Annotated in this window: 19 protein-coding genes; 5 read left to right on the top strand and 14 right to left on the bottom strand. The window is 65.6% G+C overall.

The window, feature by feature from the left end; genetic code table 11:
- Nucleotides 1–88: 88 nt before the first annotated feature.
- From ACTWQO_RS47290 to ACTWQO_RS47240, 11 genes are all read right to left on the bottom strand, one after another.
- Nucleotides 89–1,474, bottom strand: a complete 1,386-nt coding sequence (locus ACTWQO_RS47290; protein WP_443243599.1) for a tyrosine-type recombinase/integrase — start codon at nucleotides 1,472–1,474, stop codon at nucleotides 89–91.
- Nucleotides 1,475–1,537: 63 nt separating this feature from the next.
- The gene (locus ACTWQO_RS47285; protein ID WP_443243598.1) at nucleotides 1,538–1,762 is read right to left on the bottom strand and encodes a helix-turn-helix domain-containing protein; all 225 of its coding nucleotides are present in this window, start codon (nucleotides 1,760–1,762) and stop codon (nucleotides 1,538–1,540) included.
- A gap of 536 nt (nucleotides 1,763–2,298) precedes the next feature.
- Nucleotides 2,299–3,774 carry an ATP-binding protein gene (locus tag ACTWQO_RS47280; RefSeq protein WP_443243597.1) on the bottom strand — a complete coding sequence of 492 codons (1,476 nt, stop codon included), beginning with the start codon at nucleotides 3,772–3,774 and terminating at the stop codon, nucleotides 2,299–2,301.
- 2 nt (nucleotides 3,775–3,776) lie between these two features.
- Nucleotides 3,777–4,631 (bottom strand): DNA primase, encoded by an 855-nt coding sequence (locus ACTWQO_RS47275; protein ID WP_443243596.1) that lies wholly within the window; start codon nucleotides 4,629–4,631, stop codon nucleotides 3,777–3,779.
- Between the two features lie 83 nt (nucleotides 4,632–4,714).
- Nucleotides 4,715–5,182: a hypothetical protein gene (locus ACTWQO_RS47270; RefSeq protein WP_443243595.1), complete on the bottom strand. Its 468-nt coding sequence runs from the start codon at nucleotides 5,180–5,182 to the stop codon at nucleotides 4,715–4,717.
- Between the two features lie 204 nt (nucleotides 5,183–5,386).
- Nucleotides 5,387–7,495, bottom strand: coding sequence for an ATP-binding protein (locus ACTWQO_RS47265; RefSeq protein ID WP_443243594.1), 2,109 nt, complete (start codon nucleotides 7,493–7,495; stop codon nucleotides 5,387–5,389).
- A 105-nt stretch (nucleotides 7,496–7,600) separates the two neighbouring features.
- Nucleotides 7,601–7,918: a hypothetical protein gene (locus ACTWQO_RS47260; protein WP_443243593.1), complete on the bottom strand. Its 318-nt coding sequence runs from the start codon at nucleotides 7,916–7,918 to the stop codon at nucleotides 7,601–7,603.
- 2 nt (nucleotides 7,919–7,920) lie between these two features.
- Complete coding sequence (locus tag ACTWQO_RS47255) at nucleotides 7,921–8,181, bottom strand: hypothetical protein (RefSeq protein WP_443243592.1); 261 nt, start codon at nucleotides 8,179–8,181, stop codon at nucleotides 7,921–7,923.
- Between the two features lie 29 nt (nucleotides 8,182–8,210).
- Nucleotides 8,211–8,597: an RRQRL motif-containing zinc-binding protein gene (locus tag ACTWQO_RS47250; protein ID WP_443243591.1), complete on the bottom strand. Its 387-nt coding sequence runs from the start codon at nucleotides 8,595–8,597 to the stop codon at nucleotides 8,211–8,213.
- On the bottom strand, nucleotides 8,597–9,496 hold the full coding sequence (locus ACTWQO_RS47245; RefSeq protein ID WP_443243590.1) for a DUF2637 domain-containing protein: 900 nt from the start codon (nucleotides 9,494–9,496) through the stop codon (nucleotides 8,597–8,599). Before ACTWQO_RS47245 ends, ACTWQO_RS47250 begins: the two co-directional genes overlap by 1 nt.
- Nucleotides 9,493–9,756, bottom strand: coding sequence for a DUF6284 family protein (locus ACTWQO_RS47240; protein WP_443243589.1), 264 nt, complete (start codon nucleotides 9,754–9,756; stop codon nucleotides 9,493–9,495). Before ACTWQO_RS47240 ends, ACTWQO_RS47245 begins: the two co-directional genes overlap by 4 nt.
- Nucleotides 9,757–10,293: 537 nt before the next feature.
- Between ACTWQO_RS47240 and ACTWQO_RS47235 the strand changes: the two genes are divergently transcribed.
- Together ACTWQO_RS47235 and ACTWQO_RS47230 are read left to right on the top strand one after the other, a co-directional pair.
- Nucleotides 10,294–11,052: a helix-turn-helix domain-containing protein gene (locus ACTWQO_RS47235; RefSeq protein ID WP_443243588.1), complete on the top strand. Its 759-nt coding sequence runs from the start codon at nucleotides 10,294–10,296 to the stop codon at nucleotides 11,050–11,052.
- 2 nt (nucleotides 11,053–11,054) lie between these two features.
- Complete coding sequence (locus ACTWQO_RS47230; RefSeq protein ID WP_443243587.1) at nucleotides 11,055–11,528, top strand: NUDIX domain-containing protein; 474 nt, start codon at nucleotides 11,055–11,057, stop codon at nucleotides 11,526–11,528.
- Here the strand turns inward: ACTWQO_RS47230 and ACTWQO_RS47225 are convergent.
- On the bottom strand, nucleotides 11,516–12,082 hold the full coding sequence (locus ACTWQO_RS47225; protein ID WP_443243586.1) for an HD domain-containing protein: 567 nt from the start codon (nucleotides 12,080–12,082) through the stop codon (nucleotides 11,516–11,518). The genes ACTWQO_RS47230 and ACTWQO_RS47225 overlap by 13 nt on opposite strands.
- Nucleotide 12,083: 1 nt before the next feature.
- Nucleotides 12,084–12,545 carry a GntR family transcriptional regulator gene (locus ACTWQO_RS47220; protein ID WP_443243585.1) on the bottom strand — a complete coding sequence of 154 codons (462 nt, stop codon included), beginning with the start codon at nucleotides 12,543–12,545 and terminating at the stop codon, nucleotides 12,084–12,086.
- A 340-nt stretch (nucleotides 12,546–12,885) separates the two neighbouring features.
- On the opposite strand from ACTWQO_RS47220, the gene ACTWQO_RS47215 reads away from it, so the two are divergent.
- Both ACTWQO_RS47215 and ACTWQO_RS47210 read left to right on the top strand, forming a co-directional pair.
- Nucleotides 12,886–13,968 (top strand): toll/interleukin-1 receptor domain-containing protein, encoded by a 1,083-nt coding sequence (locus ACTWQO_RS47215; RefSeq protein WP_443243584.1) that lies wholly within the window; start codon nucleotides 12,886–12,888, stop codon nucleotides 13,966–13,968.
- Nucleotides 13,969–14,164: 196 nt separating this feature from the next.
- A complete protein-coding gene (locus ACTWQO_RS47210) occupies nucleotides 14,165–14,617 on the top strand; it encodes a hypothetical protein (protein WP_443243583.1) in 453 nt (150 codons plus the stop codon).
- Between the two features lie 55 nt (nucleotides 14,618–14,672).
- Here the strand turns inward: ACTWQO_RS47210 and ACTWQO_RS47205 are convergent, their stop codons facing one another.
- A complete protein-coding gene (locus ACTWQO_RS47205) occupies nucleotides 14,673–15,158 on the bottom strand; it encodes a TIR domain-containing protein (protein ID WP_443243582.1) in 486 nt (161 codons plus the stop codon).
- Between the two features lie 79 nt (nucleotides 15,159–15,237).
- On the opposite strand from ACTWQO_RS47205, the gene ACTWQO_RS47200 reads away from it, so the two are divergent.
- Entirely contained in the window at nucleotides 15,238–15,696 is a 459-nt protein-coding gene (locus ACTWQO_RS47200) for an HIT family protein (protein ID WP_443243581.1), read from the top strand.
- The last annotated feature ends 412 nt before the right edge of the window (nucleotides 15,697–16,108 follow it).

Raw genomic sequence — 16,108 nt, 5'->3', positions numbered from 1 at the left:
ACTCGTAATGCGTAGGTCTCGGGTTCGAATCCCGAAGGCGGCTCTCTCGAAGCCCAGCTCAGACGGCGTCTGAGCTGGGCTTTCTCGTTCAGCGGATGCGGCGGCGACGCTGCGCCCGTGCTGCCTTCCTGTCTCCGGTCTCAGTTGTGGTCTCAGTAGTGGGTTCCGACCGGGGCATGAAGTGGTCTCCCATGCGGCGCATCGCGTCCTTCGAGAGGTGCGATCTTCCCTTTACATACCTACGCGTCTGGCTGATCTGGGTGTGCCGAAGGATCTCCATGATGGTCGGCATGTCCACCCCGAGTTCGTTCAGGATCGTCCCGGCGGTGTGACGGCTCCCGTCGTACAGGCGCCGGTCGTCGATCCCGGCTTCCGCCAACAGCTCCTTGAACTCCTCCCAGTCCTGGCGAGGGTCGAGAGGGCGACCGTCCGGGCGGGTGAAGACCAACTTGTGTTCCTCCCACGCGTCCCCTGCTTCGGCACGCGCCTCCTCCTGCTGTCCTTTGTGCTCGCGCAGGTAGGGGATGAAGGGCGGCGGGATGGGTACGGCGTTCCGGCTCTTCTTGGTCTTGGGCCGCGTGAAGACCAAGCCCCCGCCCTTGCGGTCGGGGCACGCGCGGGCGTGACTCGTGCAGCCCTCCTGGCATGGCTTCGGGCATCCGCGTTTGTAGCCCTTGTGGGTGGTGCAGTCCGGCGGGCACGGCTCGAACCGGTGGAACTTCGCGCCGCACGCGTGCGGGTCCTTGCAGCCGTGCCGCCACGTGAGGCGCTGAAGCTGCCATTCGGGGCGGAACAGCTCGTTGTCGAGGTCGACGTACGGCCACCTCAGGCCCAGGGTCTCGCCCTGCCGGAAGCCCATGCCGACACCGACGCACCACCGCATGAAGGTGGGGCGCTTGACGGCGGCCTCAAGGAACGCCTTGGCCTCCTCGGTCGTGAACGGGTTCGCCTCGGTCTCGTCGACCGTGGGCGGGTCGACGAGGGATGCCACATTTTCGACGATCAGTCGGCGGCGGTGAGCGATCTTCAGGGCGCGCGACAGGATCCGGTGCACCTTGAGTACGTGGGAGGGCGCGTGTCCCTCGTCCAGCATGACGCGGTACATCCGCTCCAGGTGCTCCGGTTGGAGCTTGTCGAGCCGGTGTTTGCCGATGCCGGGGATGATGTCGTTCCTGGTCTTGGACCAGTAGTCGTCCAGGGAACGCGGCTTGAGCTTCAGGGACGCGATGTCAGTCAGGTAGGTGGTCATCCACTGCTCTACGGTCGGCTTGCGTCCAGCCTTGGGTGCGCGGCCCTTGTCGCGCAGGTCTTCCAGCTCACGAACCTTGCGCTTCACCTCGGCTTCCGTTCGGGCTCGTCGGTGACGCCGGTCCGGACTGCCGTCGTCCTTGACGCCCATGGTCACGCGGCCGTGCCACCATCCATCACTGCCCTCGTAGATGGATGACTCCATGTTCGGATTGCGGGGGCTCATGTACTCCTCCATGCGAGAGGCGGCCCAGGACGCTTGTCCAGGGCCGCCTCAGGCGTGCGTTGATCAGTTGCAGACGGGTTCCAGGCCGTTCACGTAGGCCTCAAGGTCGCTGCGGCGAATGCGGCGCGAACGGCCGCGCTTGACGTACTTCAAGGACCCTTCGGCCATCAGCTCATAGACGGTCGAACGGCCGTAGCTGAGGACCTCGGCGGCTTCCTCGGGGGTATAGAGAAGTCGACCGATGGGTGCGTCGATGATGTTGCTCACTGCCTCAATGGCCGTACTCATCCGAGACGTCTCCTCGGGGTTGAAGACGGGGCGGGGTCTGTCGGCTTTGCCGTGGGGACTCCACGCGGGCAGGGCGCCCGCGTGTGTCCGAGGTTCGGATTTCTGCGTCATTGCGTCATCAGCGTCATTCAGGCTGCTGACCTGCGGCTTTGTGTGACGCAGTGGCTTGAGGGTGCGTCATCGGCGCGTCATGGGCTGCGTCATCGCATGACGCAGATGACGCAGGATGACGCAGACACGGTCCTCTGCGTCATGGATGTTGCCGCAGGTCAGGGGCCGTTTTCTGGCTCGCATGACGCAGATGACGCAGCGTCTTCCCTCTTAGGACAAGAGAGGGGTGTCTGTTGTGGTGGGGGTGGCGCCTCAAGCGTGAAGAAGGAGCCGCTTCGCGGCGCGACCTTGGGCGGCGGCGCTGCCGCCGGGACAAGAGCAAGAAGAGCACCAGGGGCGAGGCGTGCTCCTCTTGCTGTTCGGCGGAACGCCGCCCAAAGAACGCGCCGCGAAGCGGCCCCTTACTGCCTGTCCGGGGGCGGCGGTTAGTACATCCGCTGTTGCTCGTGTGAGGGCGGGGTGGCCAGGCGGGTCATTTCGAGGTACCGGCCCTCACTGGTGCGGCCCGTGTCGATGAGGAGACCGCGAGCGGCAAGCGTCGGCTGGAGGCGCTTGAGCCGGTCGGAGAGGACTTTGCCGGTGGTCGGCCAGCCCTTGGGTAGGGGACGGAAGTCCTCGCCGCTGTAGAGGCGACTGAGGCAGTGCAGCCACTCGGTGGAGGTCATCCGCTGCGCCCCGCCCGGCTCGATGGTGTCGGCATGCCTGAGGACGGTCTGCGCGAGCAGATCACCCTCAATCACGTCGTCGTTCAGGTCGTCCAGACTGGCCCGGTAGGCGGTGAGCGCCCCCAGGCCGGTTGCCGCATCGAGCTGCGCGCACAGGCGCGCGAAGTCCGCCATGCGCAGGTCCGTGGGCGTCTCCGCTTCCGCCGCGCGGACCTTGACCGTGAGGTCCAGGAGGGAGCCGAGGACGATGGGGAGGGTCTCGGCGTACTCGGTCCACAGCTCGTCTTCGGTGCGCCGGACGCGGGGCCGCTCCAGCCGCAGCGGCAGAAGGCGTTCGGCGAGGTCGGGGCGGATGACTCCGACGTCGATGCCGGTCATGAGTAGGGGGCGGCGGTAGCCGATGCGGTACACGTCCCCGTCGGTGAACAGGGCGCGTTTGACGTCCTCGGCGCCGGTGACGATGCGGCACATGGCGTCGGACAGGTCCGGCGTCATGTGGGAGAGGTTGTCCAGGGCGGTGACCCATCCGGCCGCCACCGCCGTGGTCAGGTTTTCCTCGTCCTTGGGCGCCCGGCGCAGGTCCCCGCTCATGCCCTCGATGATCCGAACCAGCATCCGGCCGCCGGTGGACTTCCCCGCCCCCTGCGGCCCGGTGAGGAACGGCGCGGGGACGGGCACGGACGGCCCGAGGCAGCCGATGAGCCAGGCGATAGCCAGGCACTCGGTCTCCGCGGTGGCGAAGTTGCACAGCCGCAGCAGCAGGTCGATGCCCTTGCCGTTGGTGTCCTTGGCGGGCAGGGGCAGTTCGCCGGTGAGTTGGGTGCGGCGCCAGGACACCTCGCGCGGGTCGGGGGTGAGGATGTCCCAGCCGGTGGGGTGGATGCGGACGGACTTTCCGTCGTCGCGGCCCAGGTCTAGCCAGGTCGCCCCGTCGAATCCGGGGGCGACGCGGATGTGGACGGGCTGCACGTCCTCCGACAGCGCGAGTGCTTCGATCAGGTCCAACGCCTCTTTGAGGGCCGTGCCATTGAACACGCCGTGCCCGTCCTTGAACAGGCCGACCATGAGTTCCTGGCGGTGGCTGCCCGTGGCGCCCTGGGAGCGGATCGGGCGGGCCACGGGGTGGCCGTACTTCTGCGCGTACACGGTCCCCTCAGCGGTGCGGAAGTACCGGAAGTGCTGTTGCGCGTAGTCGGCGATGACCGCACGGGCCGGGGTCTTTTCGTCGTCGGACATAGCTACAGTCCCAACGTGGTACGGGCGTTGGTCCACGCGTCGGCGCAGTGCCGGGCCGATTCGCCCCTGGCCTGGGCGGCGGTGAACAGCCGCGCGGTGTGCGCCTCGGTGAGGCAGCCGCACCGGCCGTGCGTGGACAGCACCGCGAGGAACGTGCGGTAGACGGTGGTGTGCACTGCCTCGCGGGCCTCGGTGATGCGCTGCACGGCCATGGCGATGCCACGGTCCAGATAGGTCGGCGTGCGGTGAGGGCACTCCCCGCCACCGGCCAGCGCGGGCACCGTGACGGCCGTCGATCGGGCCGGGGCGGGTGCCTTCACGACCAGCGCACGCACGGCGTCCGGCAGAGCCGTGATGGTGCCGGTGCCGGGTCCGAGCCAACGCGTATACGCCATGGTGGATTTGATGTCGACGCCGGGGCGTACGGCGTTGGCGGACTGCATGGCGCCCTGGTAGAGCCAGTGCTCACCCCGAGTCGTCGGCACGGCCCGGGTGGCCGGCAGGCTCGCACGGGCCCACGCGAGGGCGTCCGCGTTGTCGAGATCGACGACAGTGAGACCGGCGCCACCGGGGTGGTAGGCCACCGCCGCCGCGTCCCGCCACGCCCGCGCCCACCTCGGGGAGTTGATGACCTCGGGGTCGGTGGTGGCGGCGGCCCAGCCGTGGCAGGGCGCCGGGCAGGTGCAGGGGCCGGGGGTCTTCATGTTCGGTCGCCCGCCGCACGCGTTGTCGGCGCAGCGGCGGCAGTTCCCGAACGGCACCTTCCCCGCCCGTAGCGGGAGCGCGGGCACGCCGGAGGCTGCCAGGGAGAGAGCGGCGGGCAGGTGCTCTCGCCGGATGTCGGTGGGTTGGGTCATGCTGGAGACCTCCACAGGTCTGTTGTGGGCAGGTGGACAAGGGCGGCCCGGTCTTTGGCGAGAGGGGGCCGCCCTTGGCGTAGCTAGCTGTGGAAGTGGTTGCGTTTGATCACGGCCTTGCGGATGTTGACCGTGGTCCCGCCCTGGTGACCGTGCGGCTTGAAGATCTGCACGGCGATCCAGCCGCCGAAGATCACGGCGGCGAGGGTGATGAGCTGGGTGATCAGCGCGGTCAGTGCGGTGATGAAGGTGGTCAGCAGGAGCAGTCCGCCGCACACGGCGAGGAAACCGACGCCCCCGAGGGCGACGTTCACGGCCGCGCGGGAGACGGGCGGCTTCACCGTGACGACCGGGTCCGGCTGCATGGGGGTGAGCGAGTAGCCGGTGACGACGCGGCCGTCCGGCAGAACGATGCTCGCCACCGCCGGGACGTGGCCCGGCTGGGCGGGAACGAGCGGCGCCGACTGCACGACGACGGGCTGTATCGGGGTCGGCTGGTGGACGTCGACGGCCCGGTCGGCGGGCGCTTGGCGGGCAGGTTCGGGGTACATGCGGAATCCCTTCCGGCGATGAGTCAGGGAGGCAGAGGCACCCCCTTGGAGGGGCGCTGTGGAGGGGGTTTCAGGGGTCTGACCTGGGATGCCTCCCTGCCTCCCTGAACGATCATTCGCGCAGGTCAGAGCCAGGGAGGCAGGGCAGGGAGGCGGGCAGGGAGTTCTCCCTGCCTCCCTGCCCCGGGCGGGGGCGCCTCCCTGTCACTCGGAGGCGGAAGCGGAACCCTCGCCGTCGCGGTTGGCGAGCGCTTGGGCGACGCGGTCACGGGCAACGACCATGCGGCCGTCGGACTTGTAGGGCTCGGCACCGGCGTCGTCCAGGACGCGCTTGAGGTCCACGAACGACCACTTGCCGTAGGCGTCCTCGCTCAGCGCGGAGAGCCGCTTGATGACGTCCTGGGTGCGCACCCGGTCATCGCTGCCCAGCACGGCGAGGATGTCGGCGAGCGGATCGCGCTCCTCGCCCCGCTCGATGGCGTGCAGGGTGGTGATCCCGTGGCGCATCGCCTTGGCGCGGGCGGCGATGGCCTTGGCGTCATCGTCGCTGATGTAGTGCGTGCGCACCGTGATCGATGACTGCCCCTTGGGGATCTCGATGCCGCTGGACGCGACGACCAGGGTTCCCTGATCCAGGCCGGGACGCAGCAGGTTCGGCGCGGCGCCGCCGTCAACCGCCTTGTCCCCCAGCGCCATCCGGGCCTGAGACTCCGTGCCCAGCGCGAGCGCGGCGCGGGTGTGGGCGCCCTCGCGCACCAGCTTGGGAAGGTTCTGGTCGGTGGGGTCCTGGGTGCCCTGCCACATCAGCACGTTCACGGCACGGCCCTGGTTGTGAATCTTGCGGACGGCCATGAAGTAGCGGCTGGTGGCCTTGGAGCCACCGTAGGGGCGGCCCTCGTCGTCCTTGACCGGGCACATGAACGCCACCTGCGCCTCGTCGACGATGCAGATCAGCGGATCGAACACGATGCCCGGGTCGTGCTGGCGGGCCTCGATGCGGCGGTTCATCTCCTCGACCACGCCCTCGACCATCTCGGTCGTCTGGATGACGTGGTCGTCGGTCGGACCCTGGATGAGCACCGTGGCAAGGCCGTCCCACATGACCCAGTCACCGCCCTTGAGGTCAGCGAGACGGAACTCAACCGTCCTGTCCAGCGCGGCCCACAGGGCGAGCGCACGCAGGGACGCGGTCTTGCCCTGGTTCGACAGACCGGTGATGAGCAGGTGGCGCTGATACAGACTCAGGGCTGCCGCGTCGCCACGCAGGTCCTGCCCCCACGGGGCCCTGCCGGTCTTGTAGTTCGCGGTCAGGGTCTCGTCGGTGACCAAAGGGGACGGGCCGATCGGCTCGTCCAGCGCCCCCGAGTCGGCCACCCACAACCGCACCGTGCGGGCCGCCTCGGGGATCGTGATGAACACCTCGTGCTCGTGCCGGGTCAGGTTCTCTGCCAGCTTGCGCCGCTTGGTCTGCACCTCGTTCGTGGCGACACCCGAGGGAAGGGTGACGTCGACTTCGACACCGCACCCGGCGATCGTGATCGGCCCCAGCATCGAGGCGCCCGCGTCGCCCATCTCCTGGATGGCCTTGCGCAGGGCGGGGATGCCCAGGTCGCGCAGGGCCTTGACGACGATGGACGGGGTGATCGGCTCGCCCTCGCCGTTGCGGATGTTGGCGGGCAGGGCCCACTGGGGTGCGGCCTGCTGTTTGCTGCCGACCGTCCACAGGGCGAGCAGGGCCAGGAACGGGCCGATCACGAGCCCGGGACCCCATACGACCTGAACGATCCGGATCAGGGTGGCGATGAAGTCGATGGTCGCCTTCAGCGGGGTGATGACGTCCTTGGCCTCGCCGTTGTTGAGGGCCATCACGACCCCGAGCGCGACCAGCGCGCCGACGCTCATGCCGACACCGACCCCGACGCCCTTGGCTACCTCCACCGGTGAGTGCAGCAGGTCCATACGGCGGCGGTGGCGAGCCTCGCGGAAGCGCTGCAACCGCTCCTCCCACTCCTCGGCCACCTCGTAGTTCCCGGCGGCCTCGGCCGCGCGGAGCATGCGTTCGTACCGGGCGCCGGTACGGCCGTCCCAGGTCCGGCGGGCCACGATCCGACCCCCGTTGAACGTGTACAGACCGTGCCGGGCCACCGCGCGGATGGCGGTCTTGGTGCTCTCGTGCGTGACCGCGGTCTTCACCGCGCGTCCGGAGCGGACCCACAGCGGGACGGGCGGCGCGGGCCGGGGGTCCGGCACCACGGTGAGCACGGTGGGGGCCGCGTCGGTGGGCTTGTGGAGGTTGACGACGTTCTCGGTCATGCTGGGGGTTCTCCTGACTGCCCCGATCGGGGCGGGAGTTGATGAGGGAGAACCGGGGTGGCCGTGTCCGTGGAAAGAGGCGAGCCACCCCGGTGTTGTGGCTGGTCAGAACCAGCCGGAAGACTTCCTCTTGGCCTTGGCGCGGGCGGCCTCGGTGATCAGCCGCTGACGCTCGCCGTGCAGGGCGGTCAGTTCGGCGTTCAGCCGCGTCTCGACGGCGGAGCCGATGGAGTCCATCCGGTTCTCCGCGCCGGTCGTGCTGCGGCCCCGGTGGATGCTGCGGGCGCCGCCGGTCATCGCACGGGTCATCGCGAGTCGTTCGCGGCTGGTCAGCGGCCACCACTCGCCCCGCTTGACGGCTTCCAGCTTGTTCGTCGTGCGCCGGATCTCCTTGTCCAGGCGGCGGATGTCGGCGTTGCGCATGGTCAGTTCCCTTCCAGGGAGCGGCCGGTGTCCGGGCCGGTGAGGGTTTCAGGGGTGGCGGGCAGGAGGGTGAGGTCGTTGCGGGGGCAGGTGCAGGCACGTTTGGTTAGCCAGTCGGTGATGTCGTGCAGGGCGTCGGCGCGGGTGTAGCCGCGCGGCCCGGTGACGGTTCCGGAGGCGAACGCGCGGCCCAGGCCGGACACGTCCACCCAGGCGAACCAGTAGTAGGCAACCTCGTGTGCGGGGGTGTTCGTGCTGGTCACAGCACAACTCCTTGAGTGTGAAGGGAGGTTCAGGCGGCGGTGCGCTGTTCCTCGGCAGCCAGGCACAGACCGCAGATGCCATAGCGGCGGGGAATGCAGTAGCCAACGTCCAGGCGGCAGTTCGGGCAGGTACGGCGGGCGAGCATCGCCAGCGCCAGCGCGCCCCACTTGCGCGACGTCATCGGCCGCACCGGCTTCGCGAGATCGACGCGGTAGAGGTACGCCACCCGCATCCCGCCGGCACGCCGGTTGACCCGCATGACCTGCGCCGCGATCGGCTGGCCGCCCGGGCGAAGGCCCTTCGCCCGTAACTGGCGGCGCGTGGCCAGGCCGTCCGGGGCCAGACGCCACGGGTAGGCGGGCACGCCGTAGCGGGCGCCGGTGGGGTCGAAGCACTTGCCATAGGCGCCGGACATCACGGCGCCGCCGGGGCGGCCTGCGCGCGCTCGGCAAGCAGCGTGTCGCGCAGCATGCGGGCGTTGGCGGGCGAGGTGCGGACCGTGCGGCGGATGCCCTCGGCAGTGATCTGTGAGTCCGTCCAACCGGCCGTTGCGGTCCGTGCCTCATCGAGCAGTTGAGCGGCCGTTCGCTTCGGTCGGGGTGACCGGGCCACGGCGGGTACCTGACCGGTCGCACGGCGCGGCCGGGTCGATCCGGCGGCCACCGCGCGCGGTGCGGTCGACCTGATCGGGGTCGGGGCGATGGCGGGCACGGGCTTGAGCGGCAGGGCCGACTTCAGGAAGTCGACCGCGACCGGATCGGGCACCCGCACCATCGACGCCGTGATCGGCGCGGGGGTCGATTCCGGCAGGTCAGCCGTAGACCGATTCCTAGTGGTCTCAGTGGATTCCTCCGCATTCGTGTCTGCGGTGGGGATCGGCGCGGGCTGGTGGTGCAGCACCTTGGCGACCAGGTCCGAGCCGAAGTAGATCGACCCGACCGGCAGCGAGGTGGCCAGCAGCACGAGCGCCCAGTTCGCCGGGTCCCACTCGGCCAGTCGGCCCCAGTCGACCGATGCGCCGTGCAGCTCCGGGACCAGGCCGTGCACGTAGTTGAGGACCAGTGAGGCGAGGGTGTAGGTGCCCAGCACCCGCAGCGCGAACTTCCGGTCCTTGCCCGTGAGTACGAGGGTGGCGATCAGGGCGAGAGCCATCAGGCCGTCGACCACGAACGGGTACAGCATCGCCGCCGTGTCGTCCGCGCCGACCGCGTTGGCGATGTCGCGCAGGGCGTTCCAGGAGACCCGGAACGCCATGACGACCACAACGACCAGGGCGAGGACAAGGGCAGCGCGTCCGTTGCGGTGAAGGTTCATGCTGCACCGCCCGGCTGCCCGGCGCGACCGTTGACTTGGTCGCGGTGGGCGGCGAGCACCCGGCGGCGGGCGCGGCGAATGCGCTTCTCGTCCAGCTCGGTCGGGGTGCGGTCGATGGTGATGATCTGCGCGTCCAACAGCTCCATCTCGGCGCGGATGGCGGGCATCTCGCGTTCGATGGCGTCCAGCTCCGCATCCGTGGGCTCCATGAACGGAGCGAACGCGGTAACAGCCTCTTGAACAGTGACGATGTGCTGCATGGGTCGTGGTCTCCCTAGCAGGTGAAACGGCCCGAACAGCGGCTCCCGGGTGGCACCCCGGGAGCCGCGCGCCGTTGAAGTCGGTAGATCCGGCTCCCCTCAGCGCTGCTCGTGCGAGACGAGCAGCGGAGGCAACCGGCCGCAGCCACTGAGCTGCGGAAAGGTCGAGTCGTACAGATGCGCGGCCTTGCAGCCGCGCGGCCGTCATTTCGGGGGAGACGGCTCAGATGCCCACGTATTCGCGATGTCAAAGAGCAGTCAGCACGGGGCTCGCGGCGTGCGACCGAAGCCGCCTTCCTGCCGAGCAGTCCCGTCCCGAGATGGTGCAGTACCTGTTTTACAGGTACTGCATAGGGCTCCGTCAAGCCTGCTGACAGAACCTCTTGGTTTTGCGCCGGGACTTCTTGGCGCACATTCAGAATCGCTGCAGGTCAGGGGAGTTGGTTACCCCGTACGTGGACAGCTCGGGGAGTTCTGACTACCGTCAAGAGCTCCCTACTGCCTTCAAGAGCTCCCTAGATGTCCCCTGGGGGATGGATGTCCAACGAGCGTTTGCGCTCAGCCCTGTTGGCGAGCGGCATGACCATCCAGGACTTGGCTGACAAGATCAAGGTCAACCCCAAGACGGTCGAACGTTGGATCACGCAGGGCAAGGCGCCGTACCGGCGGCACCAGTACGCCACTGCCGCCGCGCTCAAGGTCGACGTCACGACGCTGTGGGACGACGGAAAAACGCTGGAGAGCGCAACAGACCTGACCAAGGCCGAGATTGTGGCCGTGTACCCACACCGCCACACAGTGCCGCTAGGCCTCTGGCGCGAGATGTACGCACGAGCCCACAGGAACCTTGACGTCCTCGTCTACTCCGGGCTCTTCCTGTCGGAGGACCCCCTCTTCATCGATCTTCTGAAGAGGAAGGTTGAGGGGACCACTCAGGTGCGCATCCTGCTAGGAGATCCAGACTGCGAGGCTGTTCGGCAGCGCGGCATAGATGAAGGCCATCGGATCATGGACGGCAAGATCCGGAATGCACTTGTGAACTATCGCCCACTCTTCAAGAGCCACCCTGAGATCGGCTTCCGGCTGCACGCCACGACGCTGTACAACTCCATCTACCGATCCGATGACGAGATGCTCGTCAACCCGCACGTCTACGGGATCGGCGCTTACATGGCACCCGTCTTCCACCTGCGCCGTATGCCGGGGGGCGGCCTGTTCGACACGTACGCGAATAGCATCGAACAGACCTGGGGAAGCGCTCGTCAGGTTACGGACAGCGACAGCACAGGAGCCTGAGCATGGGACGGATTGACTACCTGCACGACCCTGACGCGCCCAAGGCCAACTCGGTCGTGCCCTCGGTCGTGGCGTTCGTCCAGAACGATGCGGGTCAGGTGCTCATGATTCAGCGTTCCGACAACGGGCGTTGGGCACTGCCCGGTGGTGGGCACGACGTGGGGGAGTCCATCAGCAACACCGTGGTGCGTGAAGTCTGGGAAGAGACCGGCATCAAGGCGGAAGTCGTCGACGTGTCCGGGATCTACACGGACCCCGGACACGTGATGCAGTACGACGACGGCGAGGTGCGCCAACAGTTCAGTATCTGCTTCCGCGCTCGGCCGGTCGGCGGCGAGGTGCGCACCAGCAACGAGACGACACAGGTCCGCTGGGTCGACCCGGCGGACCTGTCGAAGCTGGACGTCCACCCCACGATGCGGCTTCGGATCGAGCACGCGATGGACCGGACGCGGACGGCTCCCTACATCGGCTGACGCTTGGCGGCGGCGACCCGTTCGAGCACGCGCGACGTGCTCGCCAGGATCTCCGGCTCAGCGCGGCGGATGAACGTCCCGATGAGGCTGTCCGGCCCGTAGCGCCCGGCGATCTCGTTGACACGGTCGACGGGATTCGTCGGAGTCCCGTCCGGCGTGGTGTTCATGTCGCAGTAGCAGAGAGCGTCATTGAGGTGCGCGCTCTCACGCGGGAACTCGCCCTCCAGCTCCTCACGCAAGCCCCGGGCTTCCGCCTCCATCCATGCGCACGAGTGGTGAGCCACCAGGTTCACGATCCGTTCGTCGGCCTGCGCCACGTCGCGGAGGTAGCGGGCGCCATCGAGCGGGTGGAAGCCGGTCTTGGCGAGGTCCGGCGAGTAGCCGATGTCGTGCAGGACAGCTGCGGCTTCTAGCAACTCGGCATCCTCCCCGAGAACTAGCGCGACGCTTCGCGCTCGCTGGGCGACTCCCAAGGAATGCTGCCACCGCCGCGGAAGCGGCTCGGCGAGCAGGGACTCAGCCAGGGGATAGGCCCACTCCGTCAACTTCGGCAAGCTAGGAACGCTCCTCTCGCGTTGGCACGGCGCGGACCGTCCGCACCCTGCCCTGTCCTCCCCCCGCCAGCACGCCGGCGGTCTCCAACTTGTCCAGAGCCTTGGTCACCGTGGGACGTGAGACCCCGAACCGTTCGGCCAGCGCGGAAGCGCTTGGGAACGCTTCCCCTACTTCGAGCCCTTCAGCCGTGATGATGTCCGCGATCCGCTGATCGAGCGGGCGCCGGTCGGCTTGTGCACCCGAGCGCACGACTCGCCACCGCTCGCCCGGCGCCGGTTCGGCCACGCCTGCTTGCCGCAGCACGCCGAACGCACGGAGCGCGACTCCGCGTGAGACTTTGTGGTCGCGCATGACCTCAGCCAGGGACGGCAACTCCGTCATGTTCTGGTCGTCCTCGATCTGCCGCTTCACTGCTTCGGCAATCTGTAGGAAGGTTCCCCGAGGGTTGGCCTGTTGCGACACTCGCTCTCCCTCTGTGTTCGCCCGTCGTCACCCCCAAGACTCCCACGACTCACGACCGCTGCGGAGAGGGCCCGGGCGGCGCCGCTCATACCCAGGGCCGGGGATCCGGGCCGCCACTCGCAGCGCTCAGGCCGCAGTGCCCCTCACACTTCCTTAGCTGCCGCCTTGACTAAAGCTGCCCACCTATATGGCGCAGAACAGCCTCGCCCACTCGATCGGCTTCGGCGCGAGGGCGGAGCTTCGAGCACGAGGACCTTTTGTAAAACCATGCGCGGCCGCGTTTGGTCCTGAGACGATAGAGGTGAAGCCTTCCCACAAACGAAAGCGCTGGTGTGCCTGAATGGATAATTCACCTACCGAGACGTTCGATTTTGACGTCGCTCTCTCTTATGCCGCAGAGGACCGCAAGTATGTTGAGGCTATTGCTGGCATGCTCGAAGAAAAGGAAGTTCGGATCTTCTATGACGAATATTTCACTGCTGACCTGTGGGGCCGCGATCTATATACCGAATTGGATGAGGTGTACAGGAAGCGTGCGCGATTCGTCATCGTTTTCGTATCTTTCCACTACATCAGTAAGCCTTGGACGCAGCATGAGCGTATGAGTGCACAGGCGCGAGCGCTGACCGAAAAGGACCCGTACTTCCTTCCCGTAAGACTCGATGACAGTGAACTGCCCGGATTGCGTCCCACTATTGGGTACATTGATGCTCGAAGTACCCCACAGGAACAGCTAGTATCCCTGGTTAGACAAAAGCTTTCTGGTGCCCCTGGGGCAACAAAGCCGGAACCGAAGATTCTCCGCGTTCCACGTACCCCTGATGAACAACGAGAGCTTCTCGCGCAACGCCCTCCTGCGTGGGAGTATCTTCTCTATGGCGGTGTACTTTGGCAGCGCCGCAACGCCCTGGAAGCAAAGTGGCGAGACCATGAATTGGGATACGCGAGCCGCACAGGCCAGCACTATGAAATCAGCCAAGTTTTTACGTTCCTCCAGAACTCACTAAGTGACCTTGCGGCCTGCCCCGTGAACATTCTCAAGATGCTGAGCACCGAAGCTCAGCTGCGTGCTTTCGGGGCCCGGGGGGAGCCCGGAAATGCTGAGCTGATCGAGCATATTGCTACACGATTGGTAGGGATCTACGAGCAGATGATGGATGTCGCCTCGGCGCTTAGAGGTGCAGGTGTCCCAGAAGAGCTGAGCGAAGTGATGGAGGCAACAGCCAGGCTGGCGGACCAACCTCTGAAAGAGATTCGAGACTTCATCGATCGATTCGTAGCAGAAGCGGACTCTGTTCCCGAGCGAATCGCCGGGGGTAAAAATCTGGAGATTACGCTGGACCTAACCATGACAATTGACGATGAAGCACTGGAGCGCCAAACCAATGAAATGGATAGAGCTAGGCGGCGCCTCGGATTGTAGGATCACGGCCTCAACATCGCGCTTGAACGAGCAAATCCACAAACTGCGCGACTCGCCGGAAGCTTGAGGGGCGATGATCACGCGCCCAAAAGCCGCTCCGCCGACCTATGAGGAAGCGTTGCTCCGTGACCTGTATGGAAGGCGAGCTAGTCTTGGGCCGCCTCGCATTTCACCTATTTCAGTTCAGGAGTCAATAATGAATTCTTCAAACCCTGGTCCGAATATTCCGATCAGCGATCAACAGGTAAAGCATCTTGAATTCATTCAGGCAATTGTCACCAGGCTTGGGAATGGTTCATTTTTGATTAAAGGATGGACCCTGACTGCGGCGGGTATTTTTTTCGCTGTACTCTCTAAGGATCTCAGCTGGAAGGTGGCTGTCACAGGATTTATGCCGATTGCAGGTTTTTGGCTTCTCGATAGCTACTATTTGCGACAAGAGCGACTCTTCAGGAAACTCTATGACGCAGTTCGTCTGCCTGGGTCGACCGTCGAGCCGTTTGCCATGAAAGTCAATAGCTATCACTCGGCAGTTCCCTGGATGGACGTCATTAGATCCCATACGATGCGGAATTTCTACGGCACTCTTGCCTTGGTGAATCTCGTCTTCCTGGTCGGTGGAATCCTCAAAGATCGCGCCTGGTGTTAATGCACAATACAATCCCCTGCCGCTGCGAGCAGCGGCAGGGGATTGGCTCTCACCTTTACCGATCGGAGATTGCAGCCTCAACCCAGGCGGGAATATTCTGCGTGATGTATCGGTAGACGTCCCTGCTGTCGGTGTAAGGGGGATCGTAAGCTTTAACCAGCGAAGACAGTCTGCCTCCGTTGGTCAGCGGGATGCTGGCGAACGGGTTGGCCCCTTTCGGTGACTGAAGCTGGGCCAAGTTCTTCAGGCGGTGAATGTGGACTCCGAAGACACCCTTGCCATCGTTCCAGGCCTTCTCGATCTCGTAGTTAATCCACTTTCGACCGGCCGTCTCCGACCCAATCATGATGATTGCGACTGATTTGCCGTAGAGCTGATCGTCGATCCATCGCTTGATGGCCGCATCGCCGCCCCGCTTCACTTCCTCCCAGGCGTTATCCGAAACTTCCCTGTTTCCCTCGATAACCCCGGCGCTCCGAATTTGCGCCACTCGGTGGCTGTCGCGAACGTAGTGGAAGCTGTAAAATGCCTTGCGACTCATGTCTCCACTTTCACGGTATGGTGGTCTTGTTGTACCCTGCGCGACTCAAGATTGAAAATCCTGAGAGGTAGGCGTGGCCATGGTTACTGATGATTTGGATGAGTGTTCATTCTGTCTTATCGTCCAAGGGCGCTCTGAGGCTGAAGTGGTATTTGAATCTCCGGACAGTGTCGCCTTTCTTCCGCTGAATCCGGCAACATTGGGTCATACCTTGGTAGTACCAAGAATGCATGTGCAGGATCTGTGGGATCTCGAATCCGAACCAGCGAAAAGTCTTATGGAGTCGACCCTTCGGGTTGCTCATGGCCTTCGTGTCGCCCTGAAGCCTCAAGGCCTAAATCTGATTAATTCCTCCGGATTCGCTGCCAGCCAGACCATCTTTCACTTGCACATGCATCTGGTTCCCCGATGGGATGGCGACAGAGTTGGAAACATCTGGCCCCCGAAGCAGCCCATGGCAGCTACTGCGCGCAAGCAGCTGGCTGACGAGGTGCGCGAAGGGGTGGAGGTGGCCGTACGGCTCAACCTGCCGTCATGAACAGCTTGGCAGGCTCCATGGCCAGGATCCTGACATTTTCGGAAGTTACTGTGCATTAACATGTGCGCCCCGGAAGGGGTAGGGCTCCGCGACGAAACGGTCATGCTCCGCAGCCGTGCCCTTTGAGCCTTCAAGTGCGTTCAACGGCAGCTTCGGCTGGTCGCAGCAGCCAGGGGCACGCCAGCCCAAGGTCGAGTGCCCGCCATAGTGGCCTCGGGATGAAGAGGTCGTGGTCTCAACGGTGGTCTCAATGGCCGCCCGTTCCATGGCGATCCGCTGATGTCCACGGAAGTCTGGCAACCCATCTGACCAGGGGTGTGAGTCCCACGGCGGACATCCGTGGACACTCCCGGACCAAGATCGGACAACTCGTAATGCGTAGGTCTCGGGTTCGAATCCCGAAGGCGGCTCT

The organism is Streptomyces sp. 4N124 (assembly GCF_052245395.1).
GTDB lineage: Bacteria > Actinomycetota > Actinomycetes > Streptomycetales > Streptomycetaceae > Streptomyces.
This window is presented reverse-complemented; position numbering and strand designations above follow the sequence as displayed.